This window comes from Cronobacter sakazakii, assembly GCF_000982825.1.
Taxonomy (GTDB): domain Bacteria; phylum Pseudomonadota; class Gammaproteobacteria; order Enterobacterales; family Enterobacteriaceae; genus Cronobacter; species Cronobacter sakazakii.
The window spans coordinates 1,729,110-1,744,961 of sequence record NZ_CP011047.1 but is presented as its reverse complement, the minus strand read 5'-3'; the positions used below and the strand labels follow the sequence as shown (position 1 = coordinate 1,744,961).

17 protein-coding genes are annotated in these 15,852 nt (G+C 60.1%); 13 read left to right on the top strand and 4 right to left on the bottom strand.

Annotated elements, in window-relative coordinates; genetic code table 11:
- The first annotated feature begins 21 nt into the window (after window positions 1-21).
- From CSK29544_RS08235 to ruvX, 7 genes are all read left to right on the top strand, one after another.
- On the top strand, window positions 22-1,416 hold the full coding sequence (locus CSK29544_RS08235; RefSeq protein ID WP_007796137.1) for a sugar porter family MFS transporter: 1,395 nt from the start codon (window positions 22-24) through the stop codon (window positions 1,414-1,416).
- Window positions 1,417-1,506: 90 nt separating this feature from the next.
- On the top strand, window positions 1,507-2,007 hold the full coding sequence (locus tag CSK29544_RS08230; RefSeq protein ID WP_004385635.1) for a SprT family zinc-dependent metalloprotease: 501 nt from the start codon (window positions 1,507-1,509) through the stop codon (window positions 2,005-2,007).
- Window positions 2,008-2,095: 88 nt separating this feature from the next.
- Window positions 2,096-2,803: a deoxyribonuclease I gene (gene endA / locus CSK29544_RS08225; RefSeq protein WP_007849015.1), complete on the top strand. Its 708-nt coding sequence runs from the start codon at window positions 2,096-2,098 to the stop codon at window positions 2,801-2,803.
- A 73-nt stretch (window positions 2,804-2,876) separates the two neighbouring features.
- On the top strand, window positions 2,877-3,608 hold the full coding sequence (rsmE, locus tag CSK29544_RS08220) for a 16S rRNA (uracil(1498)-N(3))-methyltransferase (RefSeq protein WP_004385633.1): 732 nt from the start codon (window positions 2,877-2,879) through the stop codon (window positions 3,606-3,608).
- Between the two features lie 12 nt (window positions 3,609-3,620).
- Window positions 3,621-4,568, top strand: coding sequence for a glutathione synthase (gshB, locus tag CSK29544_RS08215; protein WP_029039025.1), 948 nt, complete (start codon window positions 3,621-3,623; stop codon window positions 4,566-4,568).
- 113 nt (window positions 4,569-4,681) lie between these two features.
- Window positions 4,682-5,245, top strand: a complete 564-nt coding sequence (locus CSK29544_RS08210) for a YqgE/AlgH family protein (protein ID WP_004385631.1) — start codon at window positions 4,682-4,684, stop codon at window positions 5,243-5,245.
- A complete protein-coding gene (gene ruvX, locus CSK29544_RS08205) occupies window positions 5,245-5,661 on the top strand; it encodes a Holliday junction resolvase RuvX (protein ID WP_007892655.1) in 417 nt (138 codons plus the stop codon). Before CSK29544_RS08210 ends, ruvX begins: the two co-directional genes overlap by 1 nt.
- Before the next feature lie 159 nt (window positions 5,662-5,820).
- Here ruvX and CSK29544_RS08200 read toward each other — a convergent pair whose 3' ends face one another.
- Complete coding sequence (locus CSK29544_RS08200) at window positions 5,821-6,513, bottom strand: IclR family transcriptional regulator domain-containing protein (protein WP_007892657.1); 693 nt, start codon at window positions 6,511-6,513, stop codon at window positions 5,821-5,823.
- A 62-nt stretch (window positions 6,514-6,575) separates the two neighbouring features.
- On the opposite strand from CSK29544_RS08200, the gene CSK29544_RS08195 reads away from it, so the two are divergent.
- A complete protein-coding gene (locus CSK29544_RS08195; RefSeq protein WP_007892659.1) occupies window positions 6,576-8,834 on the top strand; it encodes an FAD-dependent oxidoreductase in 2,259 nt (752 codons plus the stop codon).
- On the opposite strand, the gene CSK29544_RS08190 is transcribed toward CSK29544_RS08195, so the two are convergent.
- Window positions 8,831-9,847: a type IV pilus twitching motility protein PilT gene (locus tag CSK29544_RS08190; RefSeq protein ID WP_007892661.1), complete on the bottom strand. Its 1,017-nt coding sequence runs from the start codon at window positions 9,845-9,847 to the stop codon at window positions 8,831-8,833. The genes CSK29544_RS08195 and CSK29544_RS08190 overlap by 4 nt on opposite strands.
- A 15-nt stretch (window positions 9,848-9,862) precedes the next feature.
- On the opposite strand from CSK29544_RS08190, the gene CSK29544_RS08185 reads away from it, so the two are divergent.
- From CSK29544_RS08185 to hemW, 5 genes are read left to right on the top strand one after another with little or no spacing between them, the layout of a single operon-like run.
- A complete protein-coding gene (locus CSK29544_RS08185; RefSeq protein WP_004385626.1) occupies window positions 9,863-10,576 on the top strand; it encodes a YggS family pyridoxal phosphate-dependent enzyme in 714 nt (237 codons plus the stop codon).
- Window positions 10,577-10,591: 15 nt separating this feature from the next.
- Window positions 10,592-11,146 (top strand): YggT family protein, encoded by a 555-nt coding sequence (locus CSK29544_RS08180; RefSeq protein ID WP_004385625.1) that lies wholly within the window; start codon window positions 10,592-10,594, stop codon window positions 11,144-11,146.
- Window positions 11,143-11,433 (top strand): DUF167 family protein YggU, encoded by a 291-nt coding sequence (yggU, locus tag CSK29544_RS08175; RefSeq protein ID WP_004385624.1) that lies wholly within the window; start codon window positions 11,143-11,145, stop codon window positions 11,431-11,433. The genes CSK29544_RS08180 and yggU overlap by 4 nt, the downstream gene beginning before the upstream one ends.
- A gap of 14 nt (window positions 11,434-11,447) precedes the next feature.
- Window positions 11,448-12,041, top strand: a complete 594-nt coding sequence (locus CSK29544_RS08170) for an XTP/dITP diphosphatase (RefSeq protein ID WP_004385623.1) — start codon at window positions 11,448-11,450, stop codon at window positions 12,039-12,041.
- Window positions 12,034-13,170 carry a radical SAM family heme chaperone HemW gene (gene hemW, locus CSK29544_RS08165; RefSeq protein ID WP_029039024.1) on the top strand — a complete coding sequence of 379 codons (1,137 nt, stop codon included), beginning with the start codon at window positions 12,034-12,036 and terminating at the stop codon, window positions 13,168-13,170. Before CSK29544_RS08170 ends, hemW begins: the two co-directional genes overlap by 8 nt.
- Before the next feature lie 373 nt (window positions 13,171-13,543).
- Here hemW and ftsP read toward each other — a convergent pair whose 3' ends face one another.
- Both ftsP and CSK29544_RS08155 read right to left on the bottom strand, forming a co-directional pair.
- Window positions 13,544-14,956, bottom strand: coding sequence for a cell division protein FtsP (gene ftsP / locus CSK29544_RS08160; RefSeq protein WP_004385621.1), 1,413 nt, complete (start codon window positions 14,954-14,956; stop codon window positions 13,544-13,546).
- A gap of 47 nt (window positions 14,957-15,003) precedes the next feature.
- A complete protein-coding gene (locus CSK29544_RS08155; RefSeq protein WP_007895237.1) occupies window positions 15,004-15,741 on the bottom strand; it encodes a 1-acylglycerol-3-phosphate O-acyltransferase in 738 nt (245 codons plus the stop codon).
- Window positions 15,742-15,852: the final 111 nt, after the last annotated feature.

Sequence of the window (15,852 nt, the reverse complement as noted above, 5' to 3'; positions counted from 1 at the left end):
ATAACCCAACTGGAGGGCAGTATGCCTGACAATAAAAAACAGGGGCGTTCACACAAGGCCATGACGTTCTTCGTCTGCTTTCTGGCGGCCCTGGCAGGACTTCTTTTCGGCCTCGACATCGGCGTCATTGCGGGCGCACTGCCCTTTATCGCCAAAGATTTTAATATCACGCCGCATCAACAGGAGTGGGTGGTCAGCTCCATGATGTTTGGTGCCGCGGTCGGCGCGGTCGGCAGCGGCTGGCTCTCTTCGCGTCTCGGGCGTAAATACAGCCTGATGATTGGCTCCGTGCTGTTCGTTATCGGCTCCCTCTGCTCGGCGTTCGCGCCGAATGTGGAAGTGCTGATTATCTCCCGCGTGCTGCTGGGCCTCGCGGTCGGTATCGCCTCCTACACCGCGCCGCTGTACCTCTCTGAAATTGCGCCGGAGAAAATCCGCGGCAGTATGATTTCTATGTATCAGTTGATGATCACCATCGGGATTCTGGGCGCGTATCTCTCTGACACCGCGTTCAGCTACAGCGGCGCCTGGCGCTGGATGCTGGGGGTTATCACTATCCCGGCCATCCTGCTGCTGATTGGCGTTTTCTTCCTGCCGGACAGCCCGCGCTGGTTCGCCGCCAAACGCCGCTTCCACGACGCCGAGCGCGTCCTGCTGCGCCTGCGTGACTCCAGCGCCGAAGCCAAACGCGAGCTGGAAGAGATTCGTGAAAGCCTGAAGGTAAAACAGGGCGGCTGGGCGCTGTTTAAAGACAACAGCAACTTCCGCCGCGCGGTCTTCCTCGGCATTCTGTTGCAGGTGATGCAGCAGTTCACCGGGATGAACGTCATCATGTATTACGCGCCGAAAATCTTTGAACTGGCGGGTTACTCCAACACTACCGAGCAGATGTGGGGCACCGTGATTGTCGGCCTGACCAACGTCCTGGCGACCTTTATCGCCATCGGCCTGGTTGACCGCTGGGGCCGTAAGCCGACGCTGATTCTGGGCTTTATCGTTATGGCCGCCGGTATGGGCATTCTCGGCACCATGCTGCATATGGGCATCGACAGCCCGGCTGGCCAGTACTTCGCCGTCGCGATGCTGCTGATGTTTATCATCGGTTTCGCCATGAGCGCCGGCCCGCTGATTTGGGTGCTGTGCTCTGAGATTCAGCCGCTGAAAGGCCGCGATTTCGGCATCACGCTCTCCACCACGACCAACTGGATTGCGAACATGATTGTCGGTGCGACCTTCCTCACCATGCTCAACACGCTGGGCAACGCGCCGACCTTCTGGGTCTACGCCGGTCTCAACCTGTTCTTCATCGTGCTGACCGTACTGCTGGTACCGGAAACCAAGCACGTGTCGCTGGAGCATATCGAGCGTAACCTGATGCAGGGCCGTAAACTGCGCGACATCGGTTCGAACGACTAAGCCTGACCTTGCCGCCCGTTCACGCGGGCGGTATGCGCAAGGGGCTGCCGCCTCTTGCGCCCATCCCCTCCTCAGCTCTATCCTCTCGCTATGAAAACCCCACGTCTCCCTATCGCCATTCAACAGGCCGTAATGCGCAGCCTGCGCGACGCGCTCGCACGCGCTAACCTCAAACTTGGCCGCAATTACCCTGAACCGAAACTGGTCTATCAACAGCGCGGCACCGCTGCAGGCACCGCCTGGCTCGAAAGCTATGAAATCCGCTTAAACCCGGTACTGCTGATGGAAAACCAGCAGGCGTTTATTGATGAAGTGGTGCCGCACGAGCTGGCGCACCTGCTGGTCTGGAAGCATTTTGGCCGTGTGCCGCCGCACGGCAAAGAGTGGAAATGGATGATGGAAAGCGTGCTTGGCGTTCCGGCGCGCCGTACGCATCAGTTTGAGCTCGATTCGGTGCGAGCTAACACCTTCCCCTACCGTTGTCGTTGCCAGCAGCATCAACTGACCGTGCGCCGTCATAACCGCGTCGTGCGCGGCGAAACCCAGTACCGCTGCGTGCGCTGCGGCGATACGCTGGTTGCAGAAAACTGACGCCTTCAGGAAATTTCTGGCAATAACCGATTGCTTCCGGCGCCTGCCTTCGTTACGTTGCGAACACCTTCGGACAAGGAGCTGGAAGATGTCTCGCAAAATTACACTGGCGGCGGCGCTGTGCGTCGCCTTTGCCGCACCCGCCGCGCTGGCGTCCGGTATTCATAGTTTCAGCCAGGCCAAAGCGGCTGGCGTGAAAATCAACGCCGACGCGCCTGGCGATTTCTACTGCGGATGCCCGATTACCTGGCAGGGCAAAAAAGGGATCCCCGATCTCAAGGCATGCGGCTATCAGGTGCGGAAAAACGAAAATCGCGCGTCGCGCATCGAATGGGAGCACGTGGTGCCCGCGTGGCAGTTCGGCCACCAGCGCCAGTGCTGGCAGGATGGCGGACGGAAAAACTGCGATAAAGACCCGGTCTATCGCGAAATGGAAACCGATCTTCATAACCTGCAACCCGCCGTTGGCGAGGTGAACGGCGATCGCGGCAATTTCCTTTACAGCCAGTGGCGCGGCGGTGAAGGCCAGTACGGCCAGTGCGAAATGAAAGTCGACTTTAAAAATAAACAGGCCGAGCCGCCTGCCCGCGCCCGCGGCGCTATCGCGCGTACCTATTTCTATATGCGCGATAAATATCAGCTCAACCTGTCGCGCGCCCAGACGCAGCTTTTCGAGGCCTGGAACAAGCTCTACCCGGTGACGCCGTGGGAGTGTACCCGCGACGAACGCATCGCGAAGGTGCAGGGCAACCATAACCCCTACGTACAGCAGGCTTGCCAGGGGCAAAACCGCTAACCTACACTACCGGGCAATTGTTAACGCAGGGCTTGCCGCGCGATGCCGCAAGCCCGTTTACCGGAAAATGCCCATGCGAATTCCCCGCATCTATCACCCCGAGCCGCTGGTCGTCGGGCGTGAAATCGCTCTTGATGAAGACGCCGCGAACCACGTTGGCCGCGTGCTGCGCATGAGCGCAGGCCAGGCGCTGCAACTGTTCGACGGCAGCAATCACGTCTTTGCCGCTGAAATCACGCAGGCGAGCAAAAAAAGCGTGCTGGTGAATGTGGTGAGCCGTGAAGAGGCGAACCGCGAATCGCCGCTCTTTTTACATCTCGGCCAGGTGATGTCGCGCGGCGAGAAAATGGAATTCACCATCCAGAAATCGATTGAGCTTGGCGTCAGCGTCATTACCCCGCTCTTCTCCGAGCGCTGCGGCGTTAAGCTTGATGAAGAGCGCCTCAATAAAAAGCTGCAGCAGTGGCAGAAAATCGCGATTGCCGCCTGCGAGCAGTGCGGTCGCAACGTGGTGCCGGAAATCCGCCCGGCGATGGATCTCGAAGCCTGGTGCGCCGAGCCGGACAGCGGCCTTAAGCTCAATCTTCACCCGCGCGCCGCCCACAGCATCAACACGCTGCCGCAGCCCGTTGAGCGCGTGCGTCTGCTGATTGGCCCGGAAGGCGGCCTTTCCGCTGACGAAATTGCCATGACCGCACGTTACCAGTTTACTGATATCCTGTTAGGACCACGCGTTTTGCGCACAGAGACCACTGCGCTCACCGCCATCACCGCACTGCAGGTGCGCTTTGGCGATCTGGGCTAAAGGAGAAAAATAATGATCAAGCTCGGCATCGTGATGGACCCCATCGCAAACATCAACATCAAGAAAGATTCCAGCTTCGCTATGCTGCTGGAAGCCCAGCGCCGCGGCTATGAACTCCACTATATGGAGATGGCGGATCTGTACCTCGATAACGGCGAAGGCCGCGCCCGCACGCGTCTGGTGAGCGTCGAGCAAAACTACGACAAGTGGTACGAGTTCGGCACCGAGCAGGATATTGCGCTGGCCGATCTCGACGTAGTGCTGATGCGAAAAGATCCGCCGTTCGACACCGAATTCATCTACGCCACTTACATCCTTGAGCGCGCCGAAGAGAAAGGCACGCTTATCGTCAACAAGCCCCAGAGCCTGCGCGACTGCAACGAGAAACTCTTTACCGCGTGGTTTGCCGATCTCACTCCGCATACGCTGGTGACGCGCAACAAAGCGCAGCTGAAAGCCTTTTGGGAAAAGCATAGCGATATCATTTTAAAACCGCTGGACGGCATGGGCGGCGCGTCGATTTTCCGCGTTAAAGAAGGCGATCCGAACCTTTCCGTTATCGCAGAAACCCTGACGGTGCTCGGCAGCCGCTACTGCATGGCGCAGAACTACCTGCCGGCGATTAAAGACGGCGACAAGCGCGTGCTGGTTGTCGACGGCGAGCCGGTGCCGTACTGCCTCGCGCGCATTCCCCAGGGCGGCGAAACCCGCGGCAATCTGGCGGCGGGTGGCCGTGGCGAACCGCGTCCGCTGACAGACAGCGACTGGGAAATCGCCCGTCGCGTCGGACCGACGCTGAAAGCGAAAGGGCTGATTTTTGTCGGCCTCGATATCATCGGCGACAAGCTAACGGAAATTAACGTCACCAGCCCTACCTGCGTGCGTGAAATCGAAGCGCAGTACCCGGTTTCCATTACCGGCATGCTGATGGACGCTATCGAAAAACGCCTCGCTAAGTAAGCCTTTCGGGCGGGAACTCTCCCGCCCGTTACCCCACCGGGGGTGACAGCTCGCGACTTTCCCCGCATACTGAATCTGCCGATTTTCCAACCAGGACTACAGAACTTTTGACGATGAATTTACAGCATCATTTCCTCATTGCCATGCCGGCCCTTCAGGACCCGCTGTTCCGCCGTTCCGTGGTGTATATCTGCGAATACAATAATGAAGGCGCGATGGGCCTTATCATTAACAAACCTCTGGAAAATCTGCAGGTTGAAGGTGTTCTTCAGAAACTGAAAATCACGCCCGAGCCGCGCGACCCGGCAATTCGCCTCGATAAGCCCGTGTTTCTCGGCGGCCCGCTGGCCGAAGATCGCGGTTTTATTCTGCACACGCCGCCGGATGCGTTCTCCTCCAGCATCCGTATTTCCGATAACACCGTGATCACGACATCGCGCGACGTGCTCGAAACGCTCGGTACCGCCGAACAGCCCGATGACGTACTGGTGGCGCTCGGCTACTCCTCCTGGGAGAAAGGCCAGCTTGAAGAAGAGATCCTGGAGAACGCCTGGCTTACGGCACCGGCGGATCTGAACATTCTGTTCCGCACGCCTATCGCCGACCGCTGGCGCGAGGCCGCGAAGCTTATCGGTATCGACATCCATACCATGCCTGGCGAAGCGGGGCACGCGTAATGAGCGGCACCCTGCTGGCCTTCGATTTTGGCACGAAAAGTATCGGCGTGGCGATTGGGCAGCGCGTGACGGCCACAGCCCGCCCGCTTACCGCCATCAAAGCGCAAAACGGCAACCCGGACTGGACGCTCATCGAACGGCTTCTGAAAGAGTGGCAGCCGGACGACGTGATTGTTGGCCTTCCGCTGAATATGGACGGCACAGAACAGCCGCTGACGGCGCGCGCACGGACATTCGCCAACCGGCTGCATGGCCGCTTCGGCATTAAAGTGACGCTGCACGATGAACGCTTAAGCACCGTGGAAGCCCGCGCCGGGCTCTTCGAGCGCGGCGGTTTCCGCGCGCTGAACAAAGGCAGCGTGGACTCCGCCTCGGCAGTCGTCATCCTGGAAAGCTACTTCGAGCAACACGGCTAACGCATAACGCGCAGCGTGTCAGGCGCTGCGTTCGTGTTTCTCTTATCCGCCCGAATTCCTTTATTTTCACTCATGAATCCGCCCCGGATCACACTTCTCTGGTGTGGCCTTTGCCCGGCTCGCCGATCGTTTCTATAAAAGAAACATAGCAAGTTTACGTCACACCGGTTTCATCAGCCGCGCGGCAAGCGCATCAAGCTGCTCCAGGCGCGAGTGGATTTCAGGATTGCTGATGTTCCACATGCCAGCCAGCGCTACCGCGGCGTTATGAATGCCAAGCGGTTTCGCCATTGAGACTTCACCGTCGTCGTGGCGCCAGACCACCCGGCCCTGCTCGCGCTGCTGCGCCACGTGTGGTGCGAGTTGTTCCCACTGCTCAGGCGTGAAGCGCGCTTCCAGCGCCTCGTCGCTCTCCGCTGCCAGCAGCGACATGCCGATGACCGACTGCCAGGCAGGCAGCATACGAAAACCGGCCAGCGCCTGGCTCATCTGAGTGCCGGGCGTGGAGTGATAAATGTAGATGATTTGATCTTCCCAGAGCACGCCCAGCGCCACCACCACATCTTTAGGGGCGTAGCGCTCAAGCAGTGGCAGGGCATGGGAGAAAAGCGCAGAACCACGAATCGACTGTGCCGCCAGGGCGTGAATGCCGGGGCCTGGCAGATAACGGCGCTGCTCATCCTGCATGGTGAGGCCGATAGAGGCCATTGTCATCAGCAGGCGGTTGACGCGTGTGGTGTTGATGCCCATCAGCCGGGCAAGCTCCCGACACCCGATGGCCCGATCGCTGGAGACCAGGTATTGCAGGCAGCGGATCCCATCGATCAGGCTCTGGTTGGGTTGTGAAGACATAGCGAAGTCCCGTTGCATGACAATGTCATGAGTGTAATGCCAGTTAAGAAGGATACAAGTTTATGAACGTCTTTCCCCGCAGCGCCGACCGGACCTTTCCTGAAGAACAACTCCATGCCGATCTGCTGGTGGCAGGCGGCGGCCTTGCCGGTTTGTGCGCCGCGCTGGCGGCCGCCCGCGACGGATTGCAGGTAATTCTGGTCCAGGACAGGCCGGTGCTGGGCGGCAACGCCTCCAGCGAAGTGCGGCTGTGGGCCAACGGCGCAACCTCGCACATGGGCAATAACAACCGCTGGGCGCGCGAGGGCGGCATTATGGGCGAAATCCTCGAAGAAAACCTCTGGCGCAACAAAGAGGGTAATCCGGTGATGTTCGATCTGGTGCTGCTGGATCTCGCCCGCTCGCAGCCGGGACTGACGCTGTTGCTGAACACCGCGCTCTTTGACGTCGTCAATAACGGCCAGCGGATTGCGCGCGTCCGCGGCTTTAACGCCATTAACGAAACTTTTTATACCATTACCGCTGCCCAGTTTTGCGACGCCACCGGCGACGGCGTGCTGGGCTATCTTGCGGGTGCCGAGTTTCGCGTCGGCGCGGAAGAGGCGGACGAGCTTGGCGAAAAAATGGCACCGGGCGACAGCTTCGGTCACAAGCTCGGGCATTCGATTTACTTCTACACCAAACAGACAAGCGGCCCGGTGCGCTTTGTTCCGCCGTCGTTTGCGCTGAAAGAGATAACCGATATTCCGCGCTATCAACGGCTTACCTCCACGCTCAACGGCTGCGATCTCTGGTGGCTCGAATGGGGCGGCCGTCTTGATACCGTTCATCAGAGCGAAGAGATCAAATGGGAGCTGTGGAAAATAGTCTGGGGTGTGTGGGATTACATTAAAAACTCTGGCCAGTTCCCGGATGCGGAAAATCTCACGATCGAATGGGTCGGCACCATTCCCGGCAAGCGCGAGAGCCGCCGTTTTATGGGCGATCACCTGCTCTGCCAGCAGGATATTATCGAGCAGCGCGACCATTACGACGCTGTCGCCTACGGCGGCTGGTCTATCGATTTGCACCCGGCGGACGGCGTTTACAGCACGCATGACGGCTGCCGCCAGTTCCACAGCAAAGGCACATACACCATTCCCTGGCGCAGCCTCTACAGCCGCTCGCTGGATAATCTGTTTCTGACCGGGCGGCTTATCTCCGCCTCGCATGTGGCCTTCGGCAGTGCCCGCGTAATGTGTACCTGTGGGCTGCTGGGCGAAGTGGTAGGCCGGGCGGCCGCGCTCTGCCATCAGCAGGGCATCACGCCGCGCCAGCTGGCGGCGCGCGAGCGCATTACTGCGTTGCAACAGCACTTGCAGGCGACCGGCTGTTATATTCCCCGCCAGCGGCTGGACAACCCGGCGCGCGGCGCGCGGCTTCGCGTCAGCAGTGAATATCAGCTCACTGAACTCACGCCGAACGGCGAATGGGCAACGCTTTCGGCGCGCACGGCGCTGCTGCTGCCCCTGCGGGCCGGGCAGTCGCTGCCGCCCCTGCACTTTACATTGCGGGCCGAGACCCCACAGCGCCTGCGCGTTCAGTTGCTCACCAGCCATAAACCGGGCAACTATACGCCGGAGCGCTGGCTGGACGAGTGCGAGCTGGAGGTTCACGATGCCGCACCCTACCGGGTGGCGCTGCGCCATACCGCCGAGCAGGACTGTTACGTGTTTATTGTTTTCGAGCGATGCGATGCCATTGAAATGGCGCTCAGCGCGCAGCACTTGCCTGGCATCATGATGGTATTTAACAGTCTTAACGCGCGCGTCGCCAAACGCTCGCGCCAGGTGGCCGATGGCGATTACGGCGTGGATGAGTTTGACTTCTGGCTGCCGCGCCGCCGCCCGCACCAGATTATGCCCGCGCTGCGCCTCGACGCGCCGCTGCGCTGTTATCCGCCCGAAAACCTGCTTAACGGCCGCCTGCGGCCCGAACAGCAAACCAACGCCTGGGCACCCGCCGCGGACGATCCGCAACCCACCGTCGAATGGCGCTGGGCGCAGCCGCAAACGTTCGACACCCTGACGCTGATTTTCGATAACGATTTCGATAATGCGATGGAAACCGTCCAGATGGGCCATGACTGCGCCGTGACGCCCCACTGCGTCACGCATTACCGCCTGTGGGCCGATGAGACGCTGCTGGCGGACGTGACGGATAACCATCACGCCGTCTGCGAATACCGCGTCGATGCGCCACGCACCGCGAGCGTCATACGCCTTGAAATCCTCAACACCGCAGGCGCGCTGCCCGCCCTTTACGCGCTCCACGTGCGTTAGCCCCAGTGCCCGGCGCTGGCGTCTTTTTGCAGCGCCAGCCTGCCTTCGTTCAGGCGCATCGCCACGCTTTGCGCGAAGGTTTGCATCCCCTGCTGCTGGCCGGTTTCCATCAGGCCCGGCAACTGGTGCGTTTTCCCTTCGCGGATGAGATTTGCCACGGCGGGCGTATTGATAAGCAGCTCATGCAGCGCCGTTCTGCCACCCTGCGCATCTGCCACCAGCTTTTGCGCTAACACTGCCTTCAGGCTGCCCGCCAGCTGGCTGCGCACTTTGTTTTGCTCATCAGCGGGAAACACATCCACCAGCCGCTCGACGGCCTGCGCCGCGCCGCGGGTGTGCAGCGTCGCCAGCACCAGATGGCCGGTTTCCGCCGCCGTGAGCGTGAGCCGGATCGTTTCGCTGTCTCGGAGCTCCCCCAGCAGGATGACATCGGGATCCTCACGCAGCGCGCCGCGCAGGCCGTCGCTGAAGCTCTGGCAGTGCGTGCCAATTTCTCGCTGCTGGATAAGACAGCGCGCCGGCTGATGACAAAATTCGACCGGATCTTCAAGCGTCAGAATATGGCCGTCGAGCGTTTCGTTCAGATGGCCGACCATCGCCGCAAGCGTGGTCGATTTACCGCTCCCGGTAGCGCCCGTGACCAGCAGCAGGCCATCCGGCATCGTCAATAACCCCGGCACGGCGGCGGGCACGCCGAGCGCCTCAAGCTTTGGGCAGCCGCGCGGCAGCAGACGCAATACCAGCGAAATGCCCTGCATCTGGCGAAACGCGTTGCCGCGCAGCCGCACGCCGCCCGCCAGACTGACCGCGAAATCGGTCTGCCCGCGCTCGGCAAGCTCGCGCTGATGGGCGTCGTCAAGCCAGCGCGCCAGCAGGTTTTCCGGCTTCGGGACAGGCTCCTGCAGCGTCTCCAGCCGCCCCTGTCTGCGCCAGCGCGCCGGCAGCTCGCTACACAGGTGTAGATCCGAAACGTTATGCTTTACACTAAGCGCCACTAATTCATCCATTTCCATACAGCTTCCCTGATCATGAGTGAGACAGAACGCAACTTAACGCAGGTCCGGCAAAAGATCTCAGCGGCTGCACAACGCTGCGGCCGGGCTCCAGAAGAAGTTACGCTGCTTGCAGTAAGTAAAACAAAACCTGCGAGCGCGATAGCAGAAGCAATCGCCGCCGGGCAGCGTGAATTTGGTGAAAATTATGTGCAGGAGGGCGTGGAAAAGATCCTTCACTTCCGCGACGCGGGCGTTGACGGGCTGACCTGGCACTTTATCGGTCCGTTGCAGTCCAACAAAAGCCGTCTGGTGGCGGAGCATTTCGACTGGTGCCATACGGTTGACCGACTGCGCATCGCCACTCGCCTGAATGAACAGCGCCCGGATGAAATGACGCCGCTTAACGTGCTGATTCAGGTTAATATCAGCGACGAACAGAGCAAATCCGGCATCGCCTTAAGCGAGCTGGACGCGCTGGCAGAGCAGATAGCGGCGTTGCCGCGTCTGCGGCTGCGCGGGCTGATGGCTATTCCGGCACCGGAAAAAGAGTATGCGCGCCAGTTTGCCGTCGCCTGTGAAATGGCGGCGGCCTTCACGGCCCTTAAAGCGCGCTACCCGACGGTAGACACGCTTTCGCTCGGCATGAGCGATGATATGGAAGCCGCCATCGCCGCTGGCAGCACGATGGTGCGCATTGGTACCGCGATTTTCGGCGCGCGCGATTACGCCCGCGCCACTCAACAATAACTTCTGAGGAACGCCATGCTGACGTTGACTTTCCTGGTCAAAACGCTGATCGACCTGTATGTGATGGTGCTGCTGCTGCGCATCTGGATGCAGTGGTCGCGCTGCGATTTTTACAACCCGCTCGCCCAGACGGTGGTGAAATTTACCCAGCCGGTGATAGGCCCGCTGCGCCGTATTATTCCGTCGATAGGGCCTATCGACACCTCATCGCTGCTGGTGGCGTTTATTCTCTCGACGCTGAAATTCCCGCTGCTGTTATTGATTCAGTCGGGCGCGCTGTCGCTCGATCCGTTTAACCTGGTGGTGGGCCTGCTGTCGCTGCTGAAATCCGCAGGCCAGTTAGTCTTCTGGGTGATTATTATCCGCTCGCTGATGAGCTGGGTAAGCCAGGGCCGCAGCCCGATTGAGTTTGTGCTGATTCAACTGACTGAACCGCTGATGGCCCCGATCCGCCGTATTCTGCCGGCCATGGGCGGCATCGATTTTTCCGCCATGGGCGTGATTATCGTGCTCTATCTGCTGAATTACCTCGCCATGGATCTCTTCCCGGGGCTGTGGTATTTGCTGTGAGTGCCGTCAGTAAAACCGTCGACGGGCTGGTGTTACGGCTCTATATCCAGCCGAAAGCCAGCCGCGACAGCATTATCGGTTTACATGGCGACGAGCTGAAAGTCGCCATTACCGCCCCGCCGGTTGACGGCCAGGCCAACGCCCATCTGGTGAAATATCTCGCGAAACAGTTCCGCGTGGCTAAAAGCCAGGTGGTGATTGAAAAAGGCGAACTGGGCCGTCATAAACAAGTCAAAATTATCGAACCCCAACAGATCCCAACGGAAGTTGCGGCTGTCACCGATTAATACAGGATTACGCTATGCAGAAAGTTGTCCTCGCGACCGGCAACGCCGGTAAAGTGCGCGAACTCGCCTCATTGCTGCAGGAGTTTGGGCTGGATATCGTGGCGCAGACCGAGCTTGGCGTCGACTCCGCCGAAGAAACCGGCCTGACGTTTATCGAAAACGCGATTCTGAAGGCGCGTCACGCGGCTCAGGTCACTGGCTTTGCGGCTATCGCTGACGATTCCGGTCTCGCGGTCGACGCGCTGGGCGGCGCGCCGGGAATTTACTCCGCGCGCTACGCAGGCAGCGACGCCACCGATCAGGAAAACCTGGAAAAGCTGCTTGAGGCGTTAAAAGACGTGCCGGACGAGCAGCGTCAGGCGCAGTTCCACTGCGTGCTGGTCTATATGCGTCATGCCGACGATCCGACACCGCTGGTCTTTCACGGCGCCTGGCCTGGCGTGATTACCCGCGCGCCTGCAGGCCAGGGCGGCTTTGGCTACGACCCGATTTTCTTTGTTCCTTCTCTTGGCAAAACCGCCGCCGAACTGACGCGTGAAGAGAAAAGCGCGGTTTCCCACCGCGGGCAGGCGCTGAAATTATTACTGGAAGCAATGCGTAATGGCTGATTTGCCACCCTTGAGTCTGTATATCCATATCCCCTGGTGCGTGCAGAAGTGCCCTTACTGTGACTTCAACTCCCACGCGCTGAAGGGTGAAGTGCCGCATGACGATTATGTCCAGCATCTGTTACGCGATCTGGATAACGACGCACCGTGGGCGCAGGGCCGCGAGGTGAAGACGATTTTCATCGGCGGCGGCACGCCGAGCCTACTCTCAGGACCTGCGATGCAGACGCTGCTGGACGGCGTGCGGGCGCGGCTTACGCTCGCGCCGGATGCCGAGATCACGATGGAAGCCAACCCTGGCACCGTCGAAGCTGACCGCTTTGTGGAGTACCAGCGCGCGGGCGTGAACCGCATTTCCATCGGCGTGCAGAGCTTCAGCGAGCCGAAACTCGCGCGTCTTGGCCGTATTCACGGGCCGGAAGAGGCGAAGCGCGCCGCGCGTCTTGCGAGCGGTCTTGGGCTTCGCAGCTTTAACCTCGATTTGATGCACGGCCTGCCGGATCAGTCGCTCGAAGAGGCGCTCGATGATTTGCGAGAGGCGATTGCGCTGAACCCGCCGCATCTCTCCTGGTATCAGTTGACCATTGAGCCGAATACGCTGTTTGGCTCGCGCCCGCCAGTGCTGCCTGACGACGACGCACTGTGGGATATTTTCGAGCAGGGGCATCGGTTGCTGACCGCCGCCGGGTATGCGCAGTACGAAACCTCGGCCTACGCGAAACCGGGCTATCAGTGCCAGCACAACCTGAATTACTGGCGCTTCGGGGATTATCTGGGTATCGGTTGCGGCGCGCACGGTAAGGTGACGCTCGCCGACGGGCGTATTTTGCGTACCGCGAAAACCCGCCATCCGCGCGGCTATATGACCGGTAATTACCTCGATAAGCAGCATGAGGTCGAGGCACAGGATAAGCCGTTCGAGTTTTTCATGAACCGCTTTCGCCTGCTGGAGCCCGCGCCGCGCGCCGAGTTTGCCCGTTATACCGGGCTTAGCGAAGCCGCGATCCGCACGCAGATTGACGAGGCGATTGCGCTGAATTATATGGTGGAGACGCCGGAGAGCTGGCAGATAACCGAGCACGGTAAGCTGTTTCTTAACTCGCTGCTGGAGCTGTTCCTGGCGGAGTAACAGGCCTGGCGCTGCGGCATATGGCGGGTGCGCTGCGCTTACCCGCCCTACCTCTCCTGTTTCGCGCTGCTAACGGCGGGTGCGCTGCGCTTACCCGCCCTACTCTCCTGTTTCACGCTGCTAACGGCGGGTGCGCTACGCTTACCCGCCCTACTCTCCTGTTTCACGCTGCTAATGGCGGGTGCGCTGCGCTTACCCGCGCTACCTCTTATATTTCACGCTGCTATCGGCGGGTGCGCTCGACCTACGAGCCTGAAAGGGCGTTGTAGGGTGGATAAGCGCAGCGCATCCACCGTTTACCATCCGCGGGCGTCATGCAACTGATACAAAAAAAGCCGCTTCTCAGCGGCTTTTTTCATATTCATCGAACGGCTTACGGGGCCGGGTTTACGACCATCTGCCCCACCGAGCCGCGGTCGGCCATCTCCAGCGTCTGGCTCGAATAGAGGAACGGGAAATGCTCCCACGACGGCTGGCTGAAATACACCAGCAGTTCCACCTGGCCATCCACCCACACCGTATCCTTCCAGCCGCGATCTTCCGGGAACGGCGCTGCGCCATTCACGCTGCGGATCAGAAAACTCACGCCTTCCATATGGAACGCCTGCGGCATATCGGAACGTACCGTCCAGCGCTCCCACGCCCCCTGCTGGGTCTGCACGTCGGTACGCTTCATATCCCACAGCTGGCCGTTAATACCCGGATCGTCACTCAGCGTGATATCGCGGCTACGCACCGGCGCGCCGTTGATAATTTCATCCGGCAGCAAGCGCATCGGCAGCGTATCCGTCACCAGCGGCAGCAGGCCGGTGGGCCGCAGCGTCAGCACCAGCGTGGAGATAAGAATGCTGGACGGCTCAAAAATGCCGCGAATGCGGTCCATAATCGACGCCGCCTCACCGCAGGTAATGGAAACCTCGTCGCCGTTGGTCATATCGATGAGTACTTCACGGCGCTCGCCGGGTGCCAGCGCCAGCTGTTTCACCGCCACCGGCGCGGGCAGAAACCCCTGATCGCCGGCGATCACGTGCAGCGGGCGGCCATCACTCATCTGTAACTGATAGCGACGCGCGTTAGAAGCGTTCAGCAAGCGCAGGCGTACCCAGCCGCGCGACACCTCCACATACGGGCTTTGTGCGCCGTTCACCAGCAGCGTGTCGCCGACAAAACCGCCGCTGCCCGGCTCGCTGTACTCCGGCGTGCCAAAGTTGTCGAGGCGTTTGTCCTGAATAATGACCGGGAAATCATCTACGCCGTAGTGGTTCGGCACCGGCAGCGCTTTGCTCACGGCATCTTCCACCAGCCACATTCCGGCGAGGCCGTTATAGACCTGCTGACCGGTGCGGTTGGGCGTATTGGCGTGGTACCAGAGCGTTGCGGCCGCCTGGCGTACCGGCAGCACGGGTGCCCAGTCGGCACCGGGCGACATCATGCGCGGCGCGCCGCCCATCAGCGGCCCTGGCACCTGTAGCCCGCTCACCGTCATGGCGACATTTTCCTGCAGGCGGTTGCTGTAGATAAGCTTGACGTCGTCACCGCTCCAGACGCGAATAGTCGGCCCCATATAACGGCCGTTGAAGCCCCAGACCTGCGCGCGGGTGCCTGGCACAAAAGACCAGTGCGCGCGGGAGAGCGTCAGAAACAGCGGCTGACCGCGGCGTGATTCCAGCAGCGGCGGCACCGGCAGCGCCTGCTGCTGACCTGCGGCATGTGCCCTCAGCGGCACCGCGCCCGCGCAAAGCGCCGCGCCCGATGCCTGAATAAACTGACGCCGACTGAGTGACATAAGTGCTCCATGAAAACGGGTAATGAATGACGGTCTGCCCGTCAGTCTCAGATCTTGCCAGCGGCTTCGCGCTCGGCTACTTCGTTATCCAACTGGGCGATTTTCTCTTCCATCAGCTGGCGGCAGTGGGCGGCAAGTTCCCGTACCTGTTCTTTTCCCCAACCCTGGGTGTCGACAGGCGGTAACATTTCGACGATGACCAGACCGTTATTCCAACGGTTGAGCTTGATTTTACCATGGGTATTGGAAACGCAGACCGGAATAATCGGCACGCCTGCGGCAATGGCGGCATGAAACGCGCCGGTTTTAAACGGCATCAGGCCGCGCCCGCGGCTGCGGGTGCCTTCCGGGAACATCCAGATGGAAATATCGCGCTTGCGGAACTGGTTCACCACTTCAGCGATGGTGCCGTGCGCCTTGCTGCGGTTGTTACGGTCGATTAACAGGTTGCCGGTCAGCCAGTAGAGCTGGCCGAAGAAAGGGATCCAGACCAGGCTTTTTTTGCCGACGGTCACGGTCGGCGGCTGAACGATATTCGACGCCGTCACCATGTCGTAGTTGTTCTGGTGGTTGGCGATGTAAATCGCGTTGCCGTAGTTTTCAGCGCCCTGCGGTTTGCGCAGTTCCACCTTCAGACCGAACACCCTGGAAAGGCGTCCGAACATATGGCCGAAGGTCGCCACGTGGCGCGGACTGCGCGGGCTGAACAGACACCAGATGCTACCCAGAATACAGACCACAATGCTGTAGAGAACCACAATAATTATTCGAACGATCGATAACATAACTACCTCTGAAGCCGCAGCCGCGGACCAGTATAACGGCTTTAACGGAAAACACACCGCTCACGGTCAGGCATCCCTGGCGGCTCATGATGTTGAGCAGACTCAAACACT